Origin of the sequence: Metamycoplasma orale ATCC 23714 (assembly GCF_000420105.1) — a bacterium.
GTDB lineage: Bacteria > Bacillota_I > Bacilli_A > Mycoplasmatales > Metamycoplasmataceae > Metamycoplasma > Metamycoplasma orale.
In genome coordinates this window covers 1-15,765 of sequence record NZ_ATUH01000001.1, presented here as the reverse complement: position 1 = coordinate 15,765, position 15,765 = coordinate 1, and the positions used below count along the sequence as shown (strand labels likewise).

General features: G+C 25.6%; 10 protein-coding genes and 1 pseudogene. 1 reads left to right on the top strand and 10 read right to left on the bottom strand.

Annotation, left to right across the window (positions count from 1 at the left end; translation table 4 throughout):
* The 10 genes from F795_RS06050 to F795_RS06025 form a co-directional block, all read right to left on the bottom strand.
* The gene (locus tag F795_RS06050; RefSeq protein ID WP_022935716.1) at positions 1-1,653 is read right to left on the bottom strand and encodes a hypothetical protein; all 1,653 of its coding nucleotides are present in this window, start codon (positions 1,651-1,653) and stop codon (positions 1-3) included.
* A gap of 82 nt (positions 1,654-1,735) precedes the next feature.
* On the bottom strand, positions 1,736-3,193 hold the full coding sequence (locus tag F795_RS06045) for a hypothetical protein (RefSeq protein WP_022935715.1): 1,458 nt from the start codon (positions 3,191-3,193) through the stop codon (positions 1,736-1,738).
* 158 nt (positions 3,194-3,351) lie between these two features.
* Positions 3,352-3,516, bottom strand: a complete 165-nt coding sequence (locus tag F795_RS03795; RefSeq protein WP_022935714.1) for a hypothetical protein — start codon at positions 3,514-3,516, stop codon at positions 3,352-3,354.
* A gap of 4 nt (positions 3,517-3,520) precedes the next feature.
* The gene (locus F795_RS06040; RefSeq protein WP_022935713.1) at positions 3,521-4,513 is read right to left on the bottom strand and encodes a carbohydrate ABC transporter permease; all 993 of its coding nucleotides are present in this window, start codon (positions 4,511-4,513) and stop codon (positions 3,521-3,523) included.
* Positions 4,455-5,495: a carbohydrate ABC transporter permease gene (locus F795_RS06035; protein WP_022935712.1), complete on the bottom strand. Its 1,041-nt coding sequence runs from the start codon at positions 5,493-5,495 to the stop codon at positions 4,455-4,457. The genes F795_RS06040 and F795_RS06035 overlap by 59 nt, the downstream gene beginning before the upstream one ends.
* Positions 5,496-7,418 carry an ATP-binding cassette domain-containing protein gene (locus F795_RS06030; RefSeq protein ID WP_022935711.1) on the bottom strand — a complete coding sequence of 641 codons (1,923 nt, stop codon included), beginning with the start codon at positions 7,416-7,418 and terminating at the stop codon, positions 5,496-5,498.
* Positions 7,419-7,489: 71 nt separating this feature from the next.
* Positions 7,490-8,506, bottom strand: coding sequence for a thermonuclease family protein (locus F795_RS0100025; RefSeq protein WP_022935710.1), 1,017 nt, complete (start codon positions 8,504-8,506; stop codon positions 7,490-7,492).
* Between the two features lie 83 nt (positions 8,507-8,589).
* Positions 8,590-10,809 (bottom strand): P68 family surface lipoprotein, encoded by a 2,220-nt coding sequence (locus tag F795_RS0100020; RefSeq protein WP_022935709.1) that lies wholly within the window; start codon positions 10,807-10,809, stop codon positions 8,590-8,592.
* 317 nt (positions 10,810-11,126) lie between these two features.
* Positions 11,127-13,874, bottom strand: a complete 2,748-nt coding sequence (mgtA, locus tag F795_RS0100015; RefSeq protein ID WP_022935708.1) for a magnesium-translocating P-type ATPase — start codon at positions 13,872-13,874, stop codon at positions 11,127-11,129.
* A 309-nt stretch (positions 13,875-14,183) separates the two neighbouring features.
* Positions 14,184-15,311, bottom strand: a complete 1,128-nt coding sequence (locus tag F795_RS06025) for a Fic family protein (RefSeq protein WP_022935707.1) — start codon at positions 15,309-15,311, stop codon at positions 14,184-14,186.
* 178 nt (positions 15,312-15,489) lie between these two features.
* On the opposite strand from F795_RS06025, the pseudogene F795_RS06020 reads away from it, so the two are divergent.
* Positions 15,490-15,765: pseudogene (locus tag F795_RS06020) on the top strand (IS3 family transposase); the annotation flags it as partial.

The window sequence follows — 15,765 nt, the reverse complement described above, 5'->3', positions numbered from 1 at the left end:
TTATATTGTTTCTAGTTTTTTAATTTCTTTTTTAAATTTTTCAAATGTAATTAAAGAATTATTATTTTTGTAAACTAAATTTGCAAATACTGATGTTAAAGATTCTCTAAATGAATCACTATTATTATCAACTAGATCTTCATATATTTTTAAATGTTCATCTGTAGTACTTCTTAAAAATAAATTATTAATTTGATCTAAAACAGGATCTTCATTTAAAAAATGTTTATTATATTCATCAATAAAATGTTTTGATGGAAATGTGTATTTAGTCGACATTGCATAATATTCAATAGGATTAAGTTTTACTATCTTATTATTAATATTTCAATCCATTAAATTAGTTGGATCATATAACCAATTAACAAATTCCTTGACTTGTTTGGTTCTGTTATCATTAATATTAACACCTATTAAATTTATGCCTTGATTAGTAAATGTAGAATTTTCTTGGCTAGTAGTATTTTTACTTGGCGCAAGTAAAAATAAATAATCTTGTTTATTTAATAGGGAAGTATTTTTAAGCAAAATTTGATCATATGCTCAATGTGATGAAATAAGCGTAAAAATTGTGTTTATATCAAAAGGACTACGATTAAAATCTTCTTCACTATATTTAAAATGTAATGCTTTATTATAAATAGCTTTTGCTTCTAAATTAAATATTTTTGTTAACATTTGATTTTCAATTCCTTTGCCTTCAAGTGCTTCATTATATTTTAATCTTGCAAAGTTATCATATTGTAAAAAATAATTTTTGTATAAACCATTAGACTCATTAAATAACATAGAATATGTTAAATTTGCTGAATGATGACTATAAAAAATACGTTTTGAATTATAATCCGAAGGGCGTGCACTATGATTAAAAATTAAAGACATAGTATTAGCAAAATTAAAAAGGTCAAAATAATTGAAAAAAATATTATCATTAAATTCAAAATTAGTTTCTTCGATTTTTGATTTAATAAAAGTATTGGCTATGTTTCATTCTTTATTAATTCTATCTTTTTTAGTTGTATATAAAGATTGATAATAATTTAAACATTCTTGTAATATTTTATTTTTAGAATTATCTAAAGAAATTATATTTTTCGAAATCGAGTTTTCAAGACAATACTTTTGCAACTCATAAATAAAATATCCTAAAAGTCCTTTATTAAGTGCTAAAACGTCGCTACTATTAGCAACAGGTAAAATTCTTCTTTTCATATTTTTAGATGGAATACCTAAATTATTATTAATATCTAAAAATTTTGAAAATATATTATTATCAAATTTTTCATTATACAAATCTAAGCTTCGATTATATGAAGCAACTAAATAAGCCATGCTAGGATAATAAAAAATTAAATCAGATATAGCCTTGTCTTTTGAAGCAAGCTGTATTTTTAATTTATTAATTAATAAAGATCTAGATGATATACTAGAAACATTGACTGGTAATTTTGTTATATCATTTTGGATTTGTTCATTATATTTTTGAATTACATTTAACATCTTTTCAAATCTTAAATCATTTGTAGTAAATGGAAGTAAAACATCAATATGTTTATTTTCTTTAGTACATTTAGAGCTAAAAACGCTAAAAGGCAAAATACATAATGATGAAATTAAAGACAATTTAATAAAAGTATATTTTTTATTTTTCATATTAACTATTTTAGTTAAAAAAATAAAAAATAGTAAATTATTTCTAATCGACTATTTCTTACTATGTTTAAAATTACGCAAATTATACAGTTAATTTATAGCTTGAATTTTGTTTGAAACTTAATACATTAATTTTTTTATAAATAATTACATAACATATAAAATTAATTATAAAAAACACTAAGAAGCCAATCATAATTATTAATGCTGAGACGCTATCTAAAAAACTAGCAAAAGGATAAAATGCCAATGGAATTAAATTATAAATGTAAAAGCCTCAAAATCATTTTTTATGTTCAAAATTATTATATCAAAATACATAAAATAAAATTGTTCCCACACAATATGCAACCATAATAAATGATAAAATGCTTGCGGTTATAATTTCGTTTTTGTTTAAATTTCATTTTATATTTGGCTTAAATATGATAAACATGCATAATGCAACAATTAGTATTGCTAGGAACTCAAATATATTTATTGAACAAAGTATAATGATATGTCTTTTTGCATGTTGACTGTGCTTATATAAATAAAAATCATTTTGATAATTTTCTTGTGAAAAAATTAAATCATATAAATTTAGTATGTCAAAGGCAAAACCATCATTAATATTTTGAAACCTTAAATCTATAACTTTAAGATTTTCATTATCAAAATTAATATTGATTTTTTTAAAGAAACTTATTAAGTAATCTTTAAATTTTTCTTTATTTTTTATAAAAAGTATTGATTTATCAAATTGAAATTGTTCATCAAATTTTTTATAATTAGAAATAAGATATTTAATTAATTTTCTCTTTGTTAATAAAATAAAGTCTATGTTTTCTATTTTTTTAACTATACCCTTATTTTCAAAAATATTTTTTACTATTGAAATTAGATTGCCAAGTTTTTCTTTATCAATATTTTTGTAATACTTAGGAATTATTTTTCAAAGTTTGTCATAAGTTTTAACTATATTAAAGTAATTTTGATTTGAATTAAAGAAGTTAAAAATATATTCGCGTTCTAATATTTCACTAAAAATTTCAGGCGAATTAAATACATTAAATTTATCGACAATTTCAAAAATGTCATCTATTATTTGCTTAATTTTTTCTTTTTGAAAAAAGGCAGATTGAATATAATCTTTTGATAAAAAATAAAATAATTGACATAATGTTAAAGAATATGAATATTCTAAATTTGCTACTAATAAATTATTAATTTTTATGGTATGTCTTTTAAATATATTTTTTGACATAACGCAATTTATAATAACTATTTCATTATTAAAAAGGACTTCATATTTTTTAACTAAAAAACTATCTATTAATTTTGCTTTAATATTAAAATTAGAAATAAAGTTTTGTCAATAATTATTGTAATCTAATAAAGTATCATTTTCGTTATATAAAAATGAAATATCCAAATTGTTTGGCAGTCTAGTAATTAATTTATTTAAATATAAAGCTGCGCTTCCATAAATTAAAATTTTAGAGTTTTCATTTATTTTATTTAATTGTTTAAGTAATAAGTCTAATGTTTCTTTTTTCATAAAATATTTTTCCCCAACAGAATAATTAATTCATTTATTTGGACTTTAATAAACTATAATTTTTCTTAGCTTAATAAAATTATAATATATATAAAAAGTTAAATATATTAAAATAGTGAATTATTTCTAATCCACTATTTTTACGAATGATATGTTAATTAACTTAAAGCTTCAGCTGGGGTTTTAATAATACCATAGCATGCAAGGCCAGCAATAATGAGACCAACTATTAAAACAAATGCTAGTATTACATAAATAACAATTTTTGTAATCTTACTTTTTAATTGTGTTTTTTTGATTTTTTCATATTCAACTGGGTCCATAATTCTATCCTTTAGAAGCTCTACCTTGACGAGATATAGCATTCATTATTCTTTTTCTTAAACTAAAGTAAACAATTAACATAGGTAATATAGCTAATATTGTAGCAGCCATTCTAATACTCATATATACCCTATTACCATCAGGGTCATTTTTAACTTGACCGGTATCTGTAAGTCAAATGTTCATAACTGTTCATGAACCAGGAGCTTGTTTTCCTAAAATTAATAATGGTCATGTATATGAGTTTCAAGTTGCAAGTGCAGTTAAGATACATACTGTTCAAGTTGTGGTTTTAACCATTGGCATAGCTATTTTAATGAAGAACTTAAATCCAGAAGTACCATCAATTAATGCAGATTCTTTAACTGAATCTGGAATATCTTCAAAGGCATTTCTATACATAAATCCAGAAAATACTGAAGCCACGAAAGGCATCATTAATGAAACAAAACGTCATGTTCCAATATGTCAACCTAATTTAACTGCTACAAAGTATTGACCTGATAAAAGAGCAACTTCTGGTAAAACTAATAATGATAAGAAGAATGCTCATGAAAATGATTTAAATCTTCATTTTCTAAGTGAGAAGGCATACCCAAATGACATTGAGAAGAATACTCTAGCTACAACTGAAAAAGATGTAACTATAAATGTCATTAAAAGAGCTTTACCATATCCTTCTTGGAATGCAAATTTGAAGTTTTCTCAGTGCGCTTCAAATTTAGAGTATGTAACACCAAATTTCTTAGGGTATCACAATATTGAACTTGAGTTTACCATTGATCATTGCTTATCTGTTAATGATTGTGAAATCATAAAATAGAATGGGAAAGCAATAATAAATCCAAAAAACGCAAGAACAAATATTTTAAATATTCAAGTTAAGATAATGCTAGATGCTTTAGTATCATCTATAGGTCTTGACATTAAATCTTGTTTAGACTGTAAAGATTGTTTTTGTCTTCAATGTCGAGTTTTCAATTTTCCTAATAACATTGTTTTCTCCTAACTTAACACTTAACTTAAATGTTAAAGTTACAATTTTTCTTAATGTAAATGATACAAACACACCAATAACAAATAAAATTACTGATGCAGCACCTGAGTAGTATCATTTCCCAGCTTTAACAGCACGATACACAAATAACATAATTGAAGAACCACCATTATTAATAGCATCTTCGGGATTGTTATTAAATAATGCAAGAGGGAATACTTTTATACCATTAATAAGACCCATAGTAATTAAGAATGATAATGTTCTTTTAATTGATGGTAAAGTTATTGCAAAGAATTGTTTTGATTTTGAAGCACCATCAATAGCACCGGCTTTATATAATTGTTTATCAACTGAAAGCATAGCAGTAGTTAATATAAGAATTTGAAATGCTAAGTTTCCTCAAATTCCACGTAACAATATAACTCAGAAAGCATTTCATGTGTCTTCTAATCCTGAGTTTAAAAATTGAATAGGTTTTTTTCTTCCTAATTTGGCCAAAATACCATTAATAATTCCACCGTCAGATTTAAACATATAAAGAAATGAAAGTGAAACTGCAACTGCTGAAGTCACATAAGGCAAGAAGAATACTGTTTGTCAAAATCCTCTAGCTCATTTTTTAACTACCATAGTAATAGCAACGCTAATTAAAACGGAAATAAATAAACTAATCGGTAATGCAGCAATTGAATAAATTATTGAGTTTCTAACCCCAACTTTAAAGAATGGGTTAGTTAAAATACTTTTATAGTTATCAATTGAAAAAACAGTATCAGCTACTAAGTGAGAAGTTGGACTTTGTACTTGAAATGAGTTATACAACACTATAATAAATGGAATAAGTGTAAATAGACTAATAGTCAACAAAGAAGGAAGTAAAAGTATAAAAGCTTTCCAATATGGTGTTCTTTTATTGAGAATAGCTAAATCTGTTCCCTCTTTATTTATTCTATATTTTTTTCAAAAATAAGTCTTCATCTAATTAACTCTTTCTGTTGTATCGACATCAAATAAATGAAGTAATGAAGTATCTTTAACTGAAAACTTCAAAGTTTCTCCTAAATTATATTTATGCTTTTTAGTTAAATAAACATTTGAGATCATATCAATATTTTTAATGTAAACTTGAGCTTGAATTTCTTTTCCAAGATATTCAACAACTCTTAGTTCACCTTCAAAAATACCATTTTCGTCTTCAACTAAAGTTTCTGCTCTATAACCAACACGAATTTTGTCTTTTGCGTAATTCTTTGGTTTAGTTGCTATTTGTTCTTTACCAACCATTATTTTTGTACCTTTAATATCAGCTGTAAAAATTGTCATTTCAGGCATACCTAAGAATTTGGCAACAAATTCATTTTTAGGTGTTCTATATAATTCCATTGGTGAGCCAATTTGTTGTACTTTAGCAGTTGACATACATACAACTTTGTCACTAATTGACATAGCTTCTTCTTGGTCGTGTGTAACAAAAACAGTAGTAATACCAAGTTCTTGTTGAATTTGACGTATTCACTTTCTTGTTGAAATACGTAATTTTGCATCAAGGTTTGAAAGCGGTTCATCAAGTAATAATATTTTTGGCTTTTTAACAATAGCACGAGCAATAGCCACACGTTGTTGTTGACCACCGGATAATTGAGTAGGTTTCTTGCCTAAGTTTTTGGTAATATCTACCCTTTTTGCAACTTCAAGAACATCTCTAATTATTGCTTGATCAATAGTTAAAATATCCGCAGAAATTACTGAAATTTTTTCTATTAAATCTTTTGGCAATAAAGAAATTAAATTATGTAATTTTTTATTAAAAGATCTTCCTTTAATATTATTTTTTTCAAATATAGGATCTAAAATCCTATTAATAACTTCTTTATATTCATCTTTAACAATAACATTTGCTTGTTTTAATTTGCTTTCAAATTTATGAACTTCTGCATTGTAAGGACTAAGACGTTTTTGATGTAAAGCTTCTTTTAATAAAATATATTTCTTTTGAATATCTGCATTATTTTTAATTTTTGCATTCTTATAATTATTTTCATAAGTTTCAGTAAGAATAGCAATTTCTTTGCGGGCATCCAATTTAATATTTTTAACTGTTTGTTTATACAAAGCAGCAATTTCATTAATTTTTTCAATATCTTTTTTGTGATCTAAACTAATAATTTTTTTATTGAAATCAAATCTAGCTTCAATAAGCTTTTCTTCTTTATTCTTTTTAACTAAACTAATGTCTTTTAAAACTTTTTTAGTTAATGAAGTTAATTCAGCTGATTTTTTAGTTAAAGCAAAACGATATGCATTTTCTTCAGCTTCACTAATATCACTTAATTTTCCTTTAATTTCAATTAAATGTTTTTTAGTTTCTTTAGGAACATCAATTAAATAGAAACATTTCTTTTTTGCTTCGTTAATTAATTCTGGACTAACTTTAAAGTATTCAAATATCAAATTAAATACTTTGTGTTGAGCTAATTTAGTTTTTTCTATTGTTTCTTCTTTTCAATGCTCATCATTAGACAAAGGGAAGGCAATATTTTCATAAACTGTCATATGAGGATATAAGGCATAATTTTGGAAAACTAAACCTAATTCTCTTTGTTGGGGTGAATATTTAGTAACATCAATACCATTAAATATTAATTTACCACTAGTTGGTCTCAATAAACCAGAAATAGCATTTAATGTAGTGGTTTTACCTGAACCAGAAGGTCCAAGTAAAGTTACTAATTCGCCTTTCTTAATTTCAAATGTTGCATTGTCTACTGCAACAGCATCACCAAAGTCAATAATTAAATTTTTTATTTCTATTGCTGGTAATTCTTTGTTTTGTTCAAAACGTTGCTTAGAATAGCCATGAATTTCTTCAAGGTCTAAATTATATTTTTTTTCAGCAACCATTTTTACTCCTTTCATAAAAGTTAAATAAAATAATCAATATGCAATTTTAATTTTATTTTAAATAATTTTCACTATTCAGCATCTTCTTTATTTAATTCCAAAAGATGATGAAATAAAGAATACTTGTTTGTGTTTTTTTGTTTTAATGATTTCATTGTTGAAAATTTTGAATCTAAAATATATTCTAAATATGGCATTAAATTACCATGTGTAATATACATTTTGTTAAATTCGCTAACATTTTTAAAAAATGTTTTGCCTTGATTAGCTCTATTAGGATTATAAAATCCTTTTTTATTTTCAATCCCATCATTGAATGCATATGCAAAATAAGGCAATAAAAATCCTTGGATATTTTCTTTCTTAACTTGATTGTATGAATATAAAAATTGCAATTTGTCGTCATCACCTATTCTAGGTAATGTATAACCGTTTGCTACTAATTCAACAGAATAATTTTTTTCAAAATGTTCTCCAAAGAATACATGTGCAACAATTCTATTATATGACTTTGTAATTTTTCCATCAGGTGGTACAACTCTAACGGTTGAACCAACAGGCAACATTTGTTCAGCAAATGCTTTGTCTTCTTGCGCAAGTGCTTTTTCTGCCGGGCTTACAGTACCGCCTGGAATATGTTCTTCTAAAGTATCAATAAGAGAAATTCTTACAGCAAATGTAGAAGGAAAATTTTCTTTATTAACTACAATTCCATTATTTAATGTAAGTACTTTGGGTTGCTCTTTAACTGAAAAATTCATGGTATCACCATCACTATATGAAATTAAAGTTGCTTCACATGCGCCCATTAAATCTCAGTAAGAATATTCATTGCCAGAATTATATTTAAATTTTCTATCCAAAAGTTTTCCAACTTTGCTATATTCCTTAAGAGGAATAGGTTCTGGTTTATCAAAACCAAATTCTTCGTTAATAGTCATATCATGATGATCTAATTTGCCGACTTTTGATAAATCTTCATCTTTTGATAAATCTTTGTCTTTGCATGAAAAAGCAACAAGCGGTAAACTAGAAAGAGAAATTAAAGGCAATGTTCAAAATAAAATATTTTTTTTAATTTTTTTCATTATTTTCCTATTAGACAAGAATAAAACAAATAATAAATATTTGTTTTATTCTACTTAAATTATTTATTTTGTAAAATTATGATTTAGTTATTTAAATCAGCAAATGATTTTTTAATCTTGTCAATAAATGTAAGGAATGTTACAGTTTCACCATCTTGTGCACGAGAAACTAAAGCTTTTCCTGCAGATTCTATTCCACTACGCACAATGTTTGACAAGTGTGAAGGAACGTCTTCAACAATTTTATAGTGTTCACCATCTATGTTAGCTTTAGCAAAGTTTTCAAAAGCTATTTTATTGGCAGCATTTAATTTTGTTAAAACTGGATCTGATGTTAAAGATCTTGCAAAGAATGATTCAGTTGGTGAAACATAACTTGCATGAATATTAAATGCATCAATTGGAGTACCATTATAAGTTGCTTTTTCTATCTTAATATTTGTTAATTTTTCAGTAAAGAATCATTTAACAAATAAGTTTGTTGCTTTATCTTCTTCTTCATTAGCATGAATACCAACAAATGATGGTCCTTGAGTAAATACTGAATTAGTTTCTTCAGCAGCACCTGTTGCTTTATAAGGTGCAGATAAATGGGTAACTTCAGTTTTATTTAAAAATGCTTCAGCAGTCTTTTTAATAGTGTCATATGCAGTTTTAGGTAAATAATAGAAATTATATTTATCATCTTTTGCTTTACCTTTATTATTTACAAAAATATGTGAATATTTCTTTGCATTTTTAATTTCTATTTTTGTTGAAGAACCAGGTTTAGTGTAATATACTTTTCCATTTTCTTCAGAAAATTGTTGTTTTTCACTAGTAGTATCTTCTTGAATAAAGACTCCACCTGCTGTTAAAGCTGCTGTAATTTCACTTATTTCATCGCTAGTTAACGAATCACTTAAGTAATAAGCATAACTGTCGTTTTTAAGAGTATCATTCACTGTACTAAATTTGCCAAAAACAGGGTTAGTATATTTTCCGCTTGTAATACCAGCAATAGCAGAATCTCAGTTTGCTTTATACTCAGCTTTTGCTTTTGCTTTTCCATCTTCTTTTGAAACAATATCTAATGGTGAATCAAATTCAATATCAGTACCTTTTGGTTTAATTAAAATTATTTCGTCTTTTTCAACATAAGTATGAGAGAAACCAGCTGTTGATCCTAATGATAATGCTAACTTATGTATTGTTAAATCTGATGATCCATATGTACCACCACCACCAACAAATATAGCATTGTTGTTAATACCTTCAATAATTTTAGTTAATGATTTTTCAAACAATTTATATTCTTCAGAATTTTTATTTTGATAAAAACTCTTGAAATCGTATCCTCCATTTACTTTAAATTTAGAATCAGTTGATTTTCTAATATAATTCTTAGAAGGATCACCTTTTGAAAGTGAAGAACTAATAGCATTAACCGCATTAGGCAATGAGTCAAAACCTAAAACATAATATCCTGACTTTCCAGGGAACATAGATTTAACTAAAATTGCAAAATCAATTAAATCTGAATAATTAGAAAAGATTTTATCATCTAATGTAAATTGTTTAATTTTTGCTTCTAATTCAGCGTTAATTGTAGGTTCGCCTCATGAATCAGTTGATTTAATGTAATTAACATCATTTACAGATGCATTAGCCGCAGCTATTATTTTATCTACAAGTGTGTGATTATCACCAATTTTTGCACCTTTGTCTTTTAGAATGTTTAAGAAATAACCAGTAACAGGTTGGTTAACAGCAAACATTTCAGATGAACGTGACATAGGAACCATTCATTTTTGATTGTTATTATTAAATGCTATATCTTTGTTAACATCCTTAAATGCTTTTGCAAGACCATATTGTTCATAGTCTTCTTCATTAAACGCTAAATTCATGTCATATCTAGCAATTTCTGCAGCAGTTGCTGGATAGTTAGCGATAAGGTTATAGAATCCTTTTTTATCTTTAGAAGATAATTTTAAGTTCATGTCATCTGTTTTATAACCATTAGGGTTAATAACAGACATAACTGGCATATATCCTTCTGCTTGTTTATTTACAGCTTCTCATGTAACTTTTTCGTTACCATCAACTTTAGCGCCAATAAAAGTATTATATCTTTCAATTAAAGCATCTAAAGCAGCTTTTTGTTTTCCTGAAGCACCAAATCCAGTTGCTATTTTAACAATTCCATCATTTTCTTGATCAAAACGTGGAGACTTATGCTTACATTTTAGAGAAAGTGGAAGTATTGACAATCCAAGTGTTAATGAACTTGCTAAAAATATAATTTGTTTTTTATTTTTCATTATTTTACCTTTCATAATTTAATGTTATTTATATGTTATTTTTTTAAGTTCTAGGACTATATAAAAATATATAGAACAGAATAAAAGAAAAGCACAAAAGAAAAATTATCTTTTGTGCTAAAGATCTTTTAGTGAAATATTATCGTTTGCATATTGATTTTTCACATAATTAATTTTACCATAAGATAGCCCACTATTTTTGAGAAAAATTAAAAATGTATGTAAGTCAAAAGTAAAAACTTAAATTTCAAATATAAAAAAGCACAACAAATTATTATGCTTAGATGTTGTGCTTAATATGTACTTAATAAAATAATTTATAAAAATTGTTTGTATAGTTTTTTATATATTACTTTTACAAGCGAAACTAGCATTACATATGTTCCTAAAAATAAACTTAGTCATGCATAGAATAGTGGAGGAAGCGCTTCTAGTTTAATTCAACTATTAACTTTTGGAATATATTGAATTGAAGTTATAACTGCTACTCCTAAAAGGGAAGTAATAATAATTGGACTCGAAGCATTTGATTTTATAATTGGAATTTTGTTTGTTCTTAAAAAATGGATAATAATAGTTTGAGTTCACATTGATGTTACTAATCAACCAGTTCAGAACATATGTTGAAACTTTTCTTGTAAGTTTAGATTAGATATAGATTTATATTGAGTGCCTAATTGTGAAGGAATAAATACATAATATAAAATAATAAATGTCATAATATCAACTATTGAACTAACAAGACCAAATCAAATCATAAACCGAAGAATGGATTTGTGTTCTCATTGCCGCGGCTTATCTACAAATTCTTTATCAACATTATCTCATGGAATAGCACTACAACAAAGATCATAAATTAAATTTAAGAAAATTATTTGTACAGGTGCCATTGGCAAGAATGGTAAAAGCATTGAAGCTAATAAAATACTAATAATATTTCCAAAGTTTGAAGAAACAGTCATTTTAATATATTTATTTATATTAGCATGTGTTCTTCTACCTTCAATTATTCCAGTTGCTAAAACATTTAAGTCTTTTTCTAAAAGAATAATGTTAGCAGTTTCTTTTGCAATATCGACAGCAGTATCTACTGAAATAGAAACATCAGCAACTTTCATAGCAGGAGCATCGTTTATTCCATCGCCCATATATCCAACAACATGTCCGTTTTTACGTAATATTGTAATTATCTTTGCTTTTTGATCAGGGGACAATTTTGCAAATATTTGTGTAGTCTCTACAGCTTTTGCAAGTTTTTCGTCGCTCATAGTAAGTAAATCTTTTCCTAATAAAATCTTTTCATTAGGAATACCTACCTTAGCGCATATTGCTTTTGTAACTAATGGGCTATCGCCTGTAAGAATTTTAATTTCGATACCTTTGTTATGTAATTCTTGAATAGCAGTTTCGGCAGAATCTTTTGGTGGATCTAAAAATGTTAAATAACCAATTAAAGTCATATTTTTTTCATCTTCTATAGAAAACTTACCAACAGGAGCTGCATCATTTTTAGAAGCTATTGCAATAACACGCATACCTTCTTCATTAAATTCTTCAACTTTTTCTAAAACGTTTTTAATAACATTATCAGTTAATTTAATAACTTTACCGTCTTTATAGATGGTGTCACATACATTAATGATTTCTTCAACGGCGCCTTTAGTTATCATTTTAATCCGATTATTTTTTAATGATTTAACTAAGACAGACATTCTTTTACGATTGAAGTCAAAAGGAAGTTCATCAATTTTTTCAAAATGTAACTCAAGATTGTCAAGTGATTTTTCTTCATCAGCTAATTCTAGAGTTCTTTTAATAATTGAATTATCTAATAAGTTTTTAAGGCCTGTTTGATAATAAGAATTTAAAAAGGCAAATTTAAGAACATATGGGTCTTCTTTTCCGGTAACATCCATATGTCTTTCAAGGATAACTTCATCTTGGGTTAAAGTACCAGTTTTATCTGTACATAATATATCCATAGTACCAAAGTTTTGAATACTATTTAAATTCTTAACAATGGTTTTATGTTTTCCCATTGTTATTGCACCTTTTGATAAACAACTTATTATAATCATTGGTAGCATTTCGGGCGTTAACCCTACTGAAATAGTAATTCCAAATAATAGGGCGTTAATTCAAGGTTTTTGTGCATGTGTAAAATGCCCTTTAAGGCCAACAATTAGAAATACAATTGGAATAATAATTGCAATTACTGTTGTAAGTAATATTGAAATTTTCTTAATTCCTTTATCAAAATTTGTTTTGATTGGCTTTTCATTTATTTTAGAAGCAACTTGCCCAATGTAGGTGTCATCACCAACAACTACAACAACCGCTATCGCAGAACCTGAAATAATATTAGATCCCATAAATGCTAAATTAGGGCGATCAGTAATATTATCATAATTTTTAGAAGGATCTAAAATTGCAAACTTTTCAATTGGCTCACTTTCTCCGGTTAAAGACGATTGTGATAAGAAAAGGTCTTTTGCTTGAATAATTCTAACATCGGCAGGAATAATATCTCCAGCTGCTAAATGTATAATATCTCCAACTACAATATTAGTAAGAGGAATTTCTTGAAGAACTCCATTACGTTGTATTAAAGAAGTTGTTTGAATTATTTGAATTAATTTATTAGCACTTGTTGCGGATTTTTGTTCTTGAACAAAGTGAATAATAGAACTAACAAAAACCATAACTAAAATAATTATCATAGTTGTATAGCTAGCTTTTTCTTTGTTTAAAATAGGAATTATTATTTCAACTACGCAAGAAACTAAAGCAAGCACTATTAGAATAATATTAAATAAATTAAAAAAAGAACGAACTAATCTTTTTGAAATATTATCACTGCCTTTTTTAGTAATAATATTTTTTCCATATTCATCTTGATTTTCTTCAACAATATGTTCGCTTTCAATACCACGTTTAGTAGTATTTAAAGAATCAAGTAATTTATCAATATCACTATTAGAAGCACTAATTAGGCGGTTCTTAGTTTTGGTTAATCTTTCATCAACTTTAGTTTTGTTTTCTAATGTTTTGCTAATATTTCTCATTTTTTACCTTCTTTAAATAATTATTAATAATTTTACATTATTAATAATAAAAAAACTTATAAAAATTACTAATTAGTATGAACCCATTTCCAAAAAAGTCTTGAATTTGGAATTCACTCTATATCTGCGTTATTATGAATTAAGTAATTATAAAAAAGATTATTTAATAAAACGCTTTTACCACTTCTTCTAATACTAGTAATAACTTTAATTAATCTATTGTTTTTATATTTGATTAATTAATTCAAATAAAAATGATGTAATTTTGTGAAATTTAACCACTTCATTACATTATAATTCAATTTATTTTTAATCTATAAATCCTAAATCACTAACTTTAAATTTTGCATACTTTTTATTTAATTTATAGGAAGTAATTCTTTTAGTACCACTATTTGGAACTAAAATATCTTTGTCTATTCAGCCTTTAGTTCATTTTGATATAGCTCTAGAAGTAACACCAAAAACTGAAACTAAATCTTTAATAAGAATAATACTTTTCTTATTTTCTATGCAATATCTTAATAAAATTAAGTCTTTTTTATTAAGATTATTTAATAAATCATTATGACTATTATCTTTAGTGCTTGCTTCTAAAGCACTTAAATATATATTTTGTGCATTAAGAGCCATAATTTTACAAAAGTAAGTTATTCATTTTTCTAAATGTGGCGGTTTATTACGTCCATTATAAAATAAAGGACTTAAATCCATTTGTAATGCTTGATAATATTCATTTAAGTTATTACTATAATATTCTTCAAAAGAATTAAATCCTTTGAAATCATAATCATCTAACATTAATGAATAAGTAGCTAGTGCTCTAGCACTACGACCATTACCATCCTCAAAAGGGTGAATTGTAACAAATGCATAATGAATAATAGCTGCTCTTATTGCACTTGGTAAATGTTGGTTTTCATTTATTCAAGTTATTAATTCATCTATTAGAATATTTATATCCTTAGCTTCTGGTGGTATATATTCAGGGCTTTTAGTAACTGAATCATATACAGCAAAAAGCACTCCAGGAAGAGTAGATTGTCGAAAATCTATTTTGGTAATTCTAGAACTTTTAGCTTCAATAATATTATGTAAACTAAAAATAAAATCTTTAGTTATTTTTATTTTAAATTTTTTACTTCTTTCTAAGAAACTTAAAGCTTCTCAATAGTTTAATACTTCTTGTTCAGCTTTAATTCTTGTTTGATGTGTTTTATTGTTTATAACATTTTTAATTTGTTCAATGTTCAAAACATTACCTTCAATACTTGTAGAAAAATGAGTTTGTTTGATTTTTGCCTCAAATTGAATTCTTTGTTTGCTTCTTGTAGGCAAAGACAAAAATTCTAATGAACTTTTATATTTTTCAATTTCTAGAAGATAATTGACAAGCTCATCTGTATATTTAAATGATAGATCTAATTCCTTTTTCATGTAAATATTATACCAAATAAGGAACAAATAGAGAACAAATAAAGAACGGTTTTATTCTTAATTTGTTAAACAAAAGTATAAAAAATCTTCCCTAAATAATAAACTAGGACAAAAAAAATGGACTCAAATTAAAAAAAAAATTGAGTCCTTTTTTTCATTTTAAGTAAAGGAGATAATTATGGGTAGACAATTAAAAATTAATGAGTGACTACAAGTATTTGACTTGTATGAAAACTATAAGAATAATAAAATTTCCAAGAGAGCATTTGAATATGAATATTTAAAAATTTGCGGTTCAAATAAAATTTTTAATAGATATGTAATTCGTTGAATAAAAATTAAAATTAAAAAATATAATTTAGGTATGAACATAGAATCTAAAACTGGTAAATCACCTAAAAAAGGAAAAGGAAGCGGCCGTCCAAGAAAAAAATTTCCATTGCAAGAAATTGAA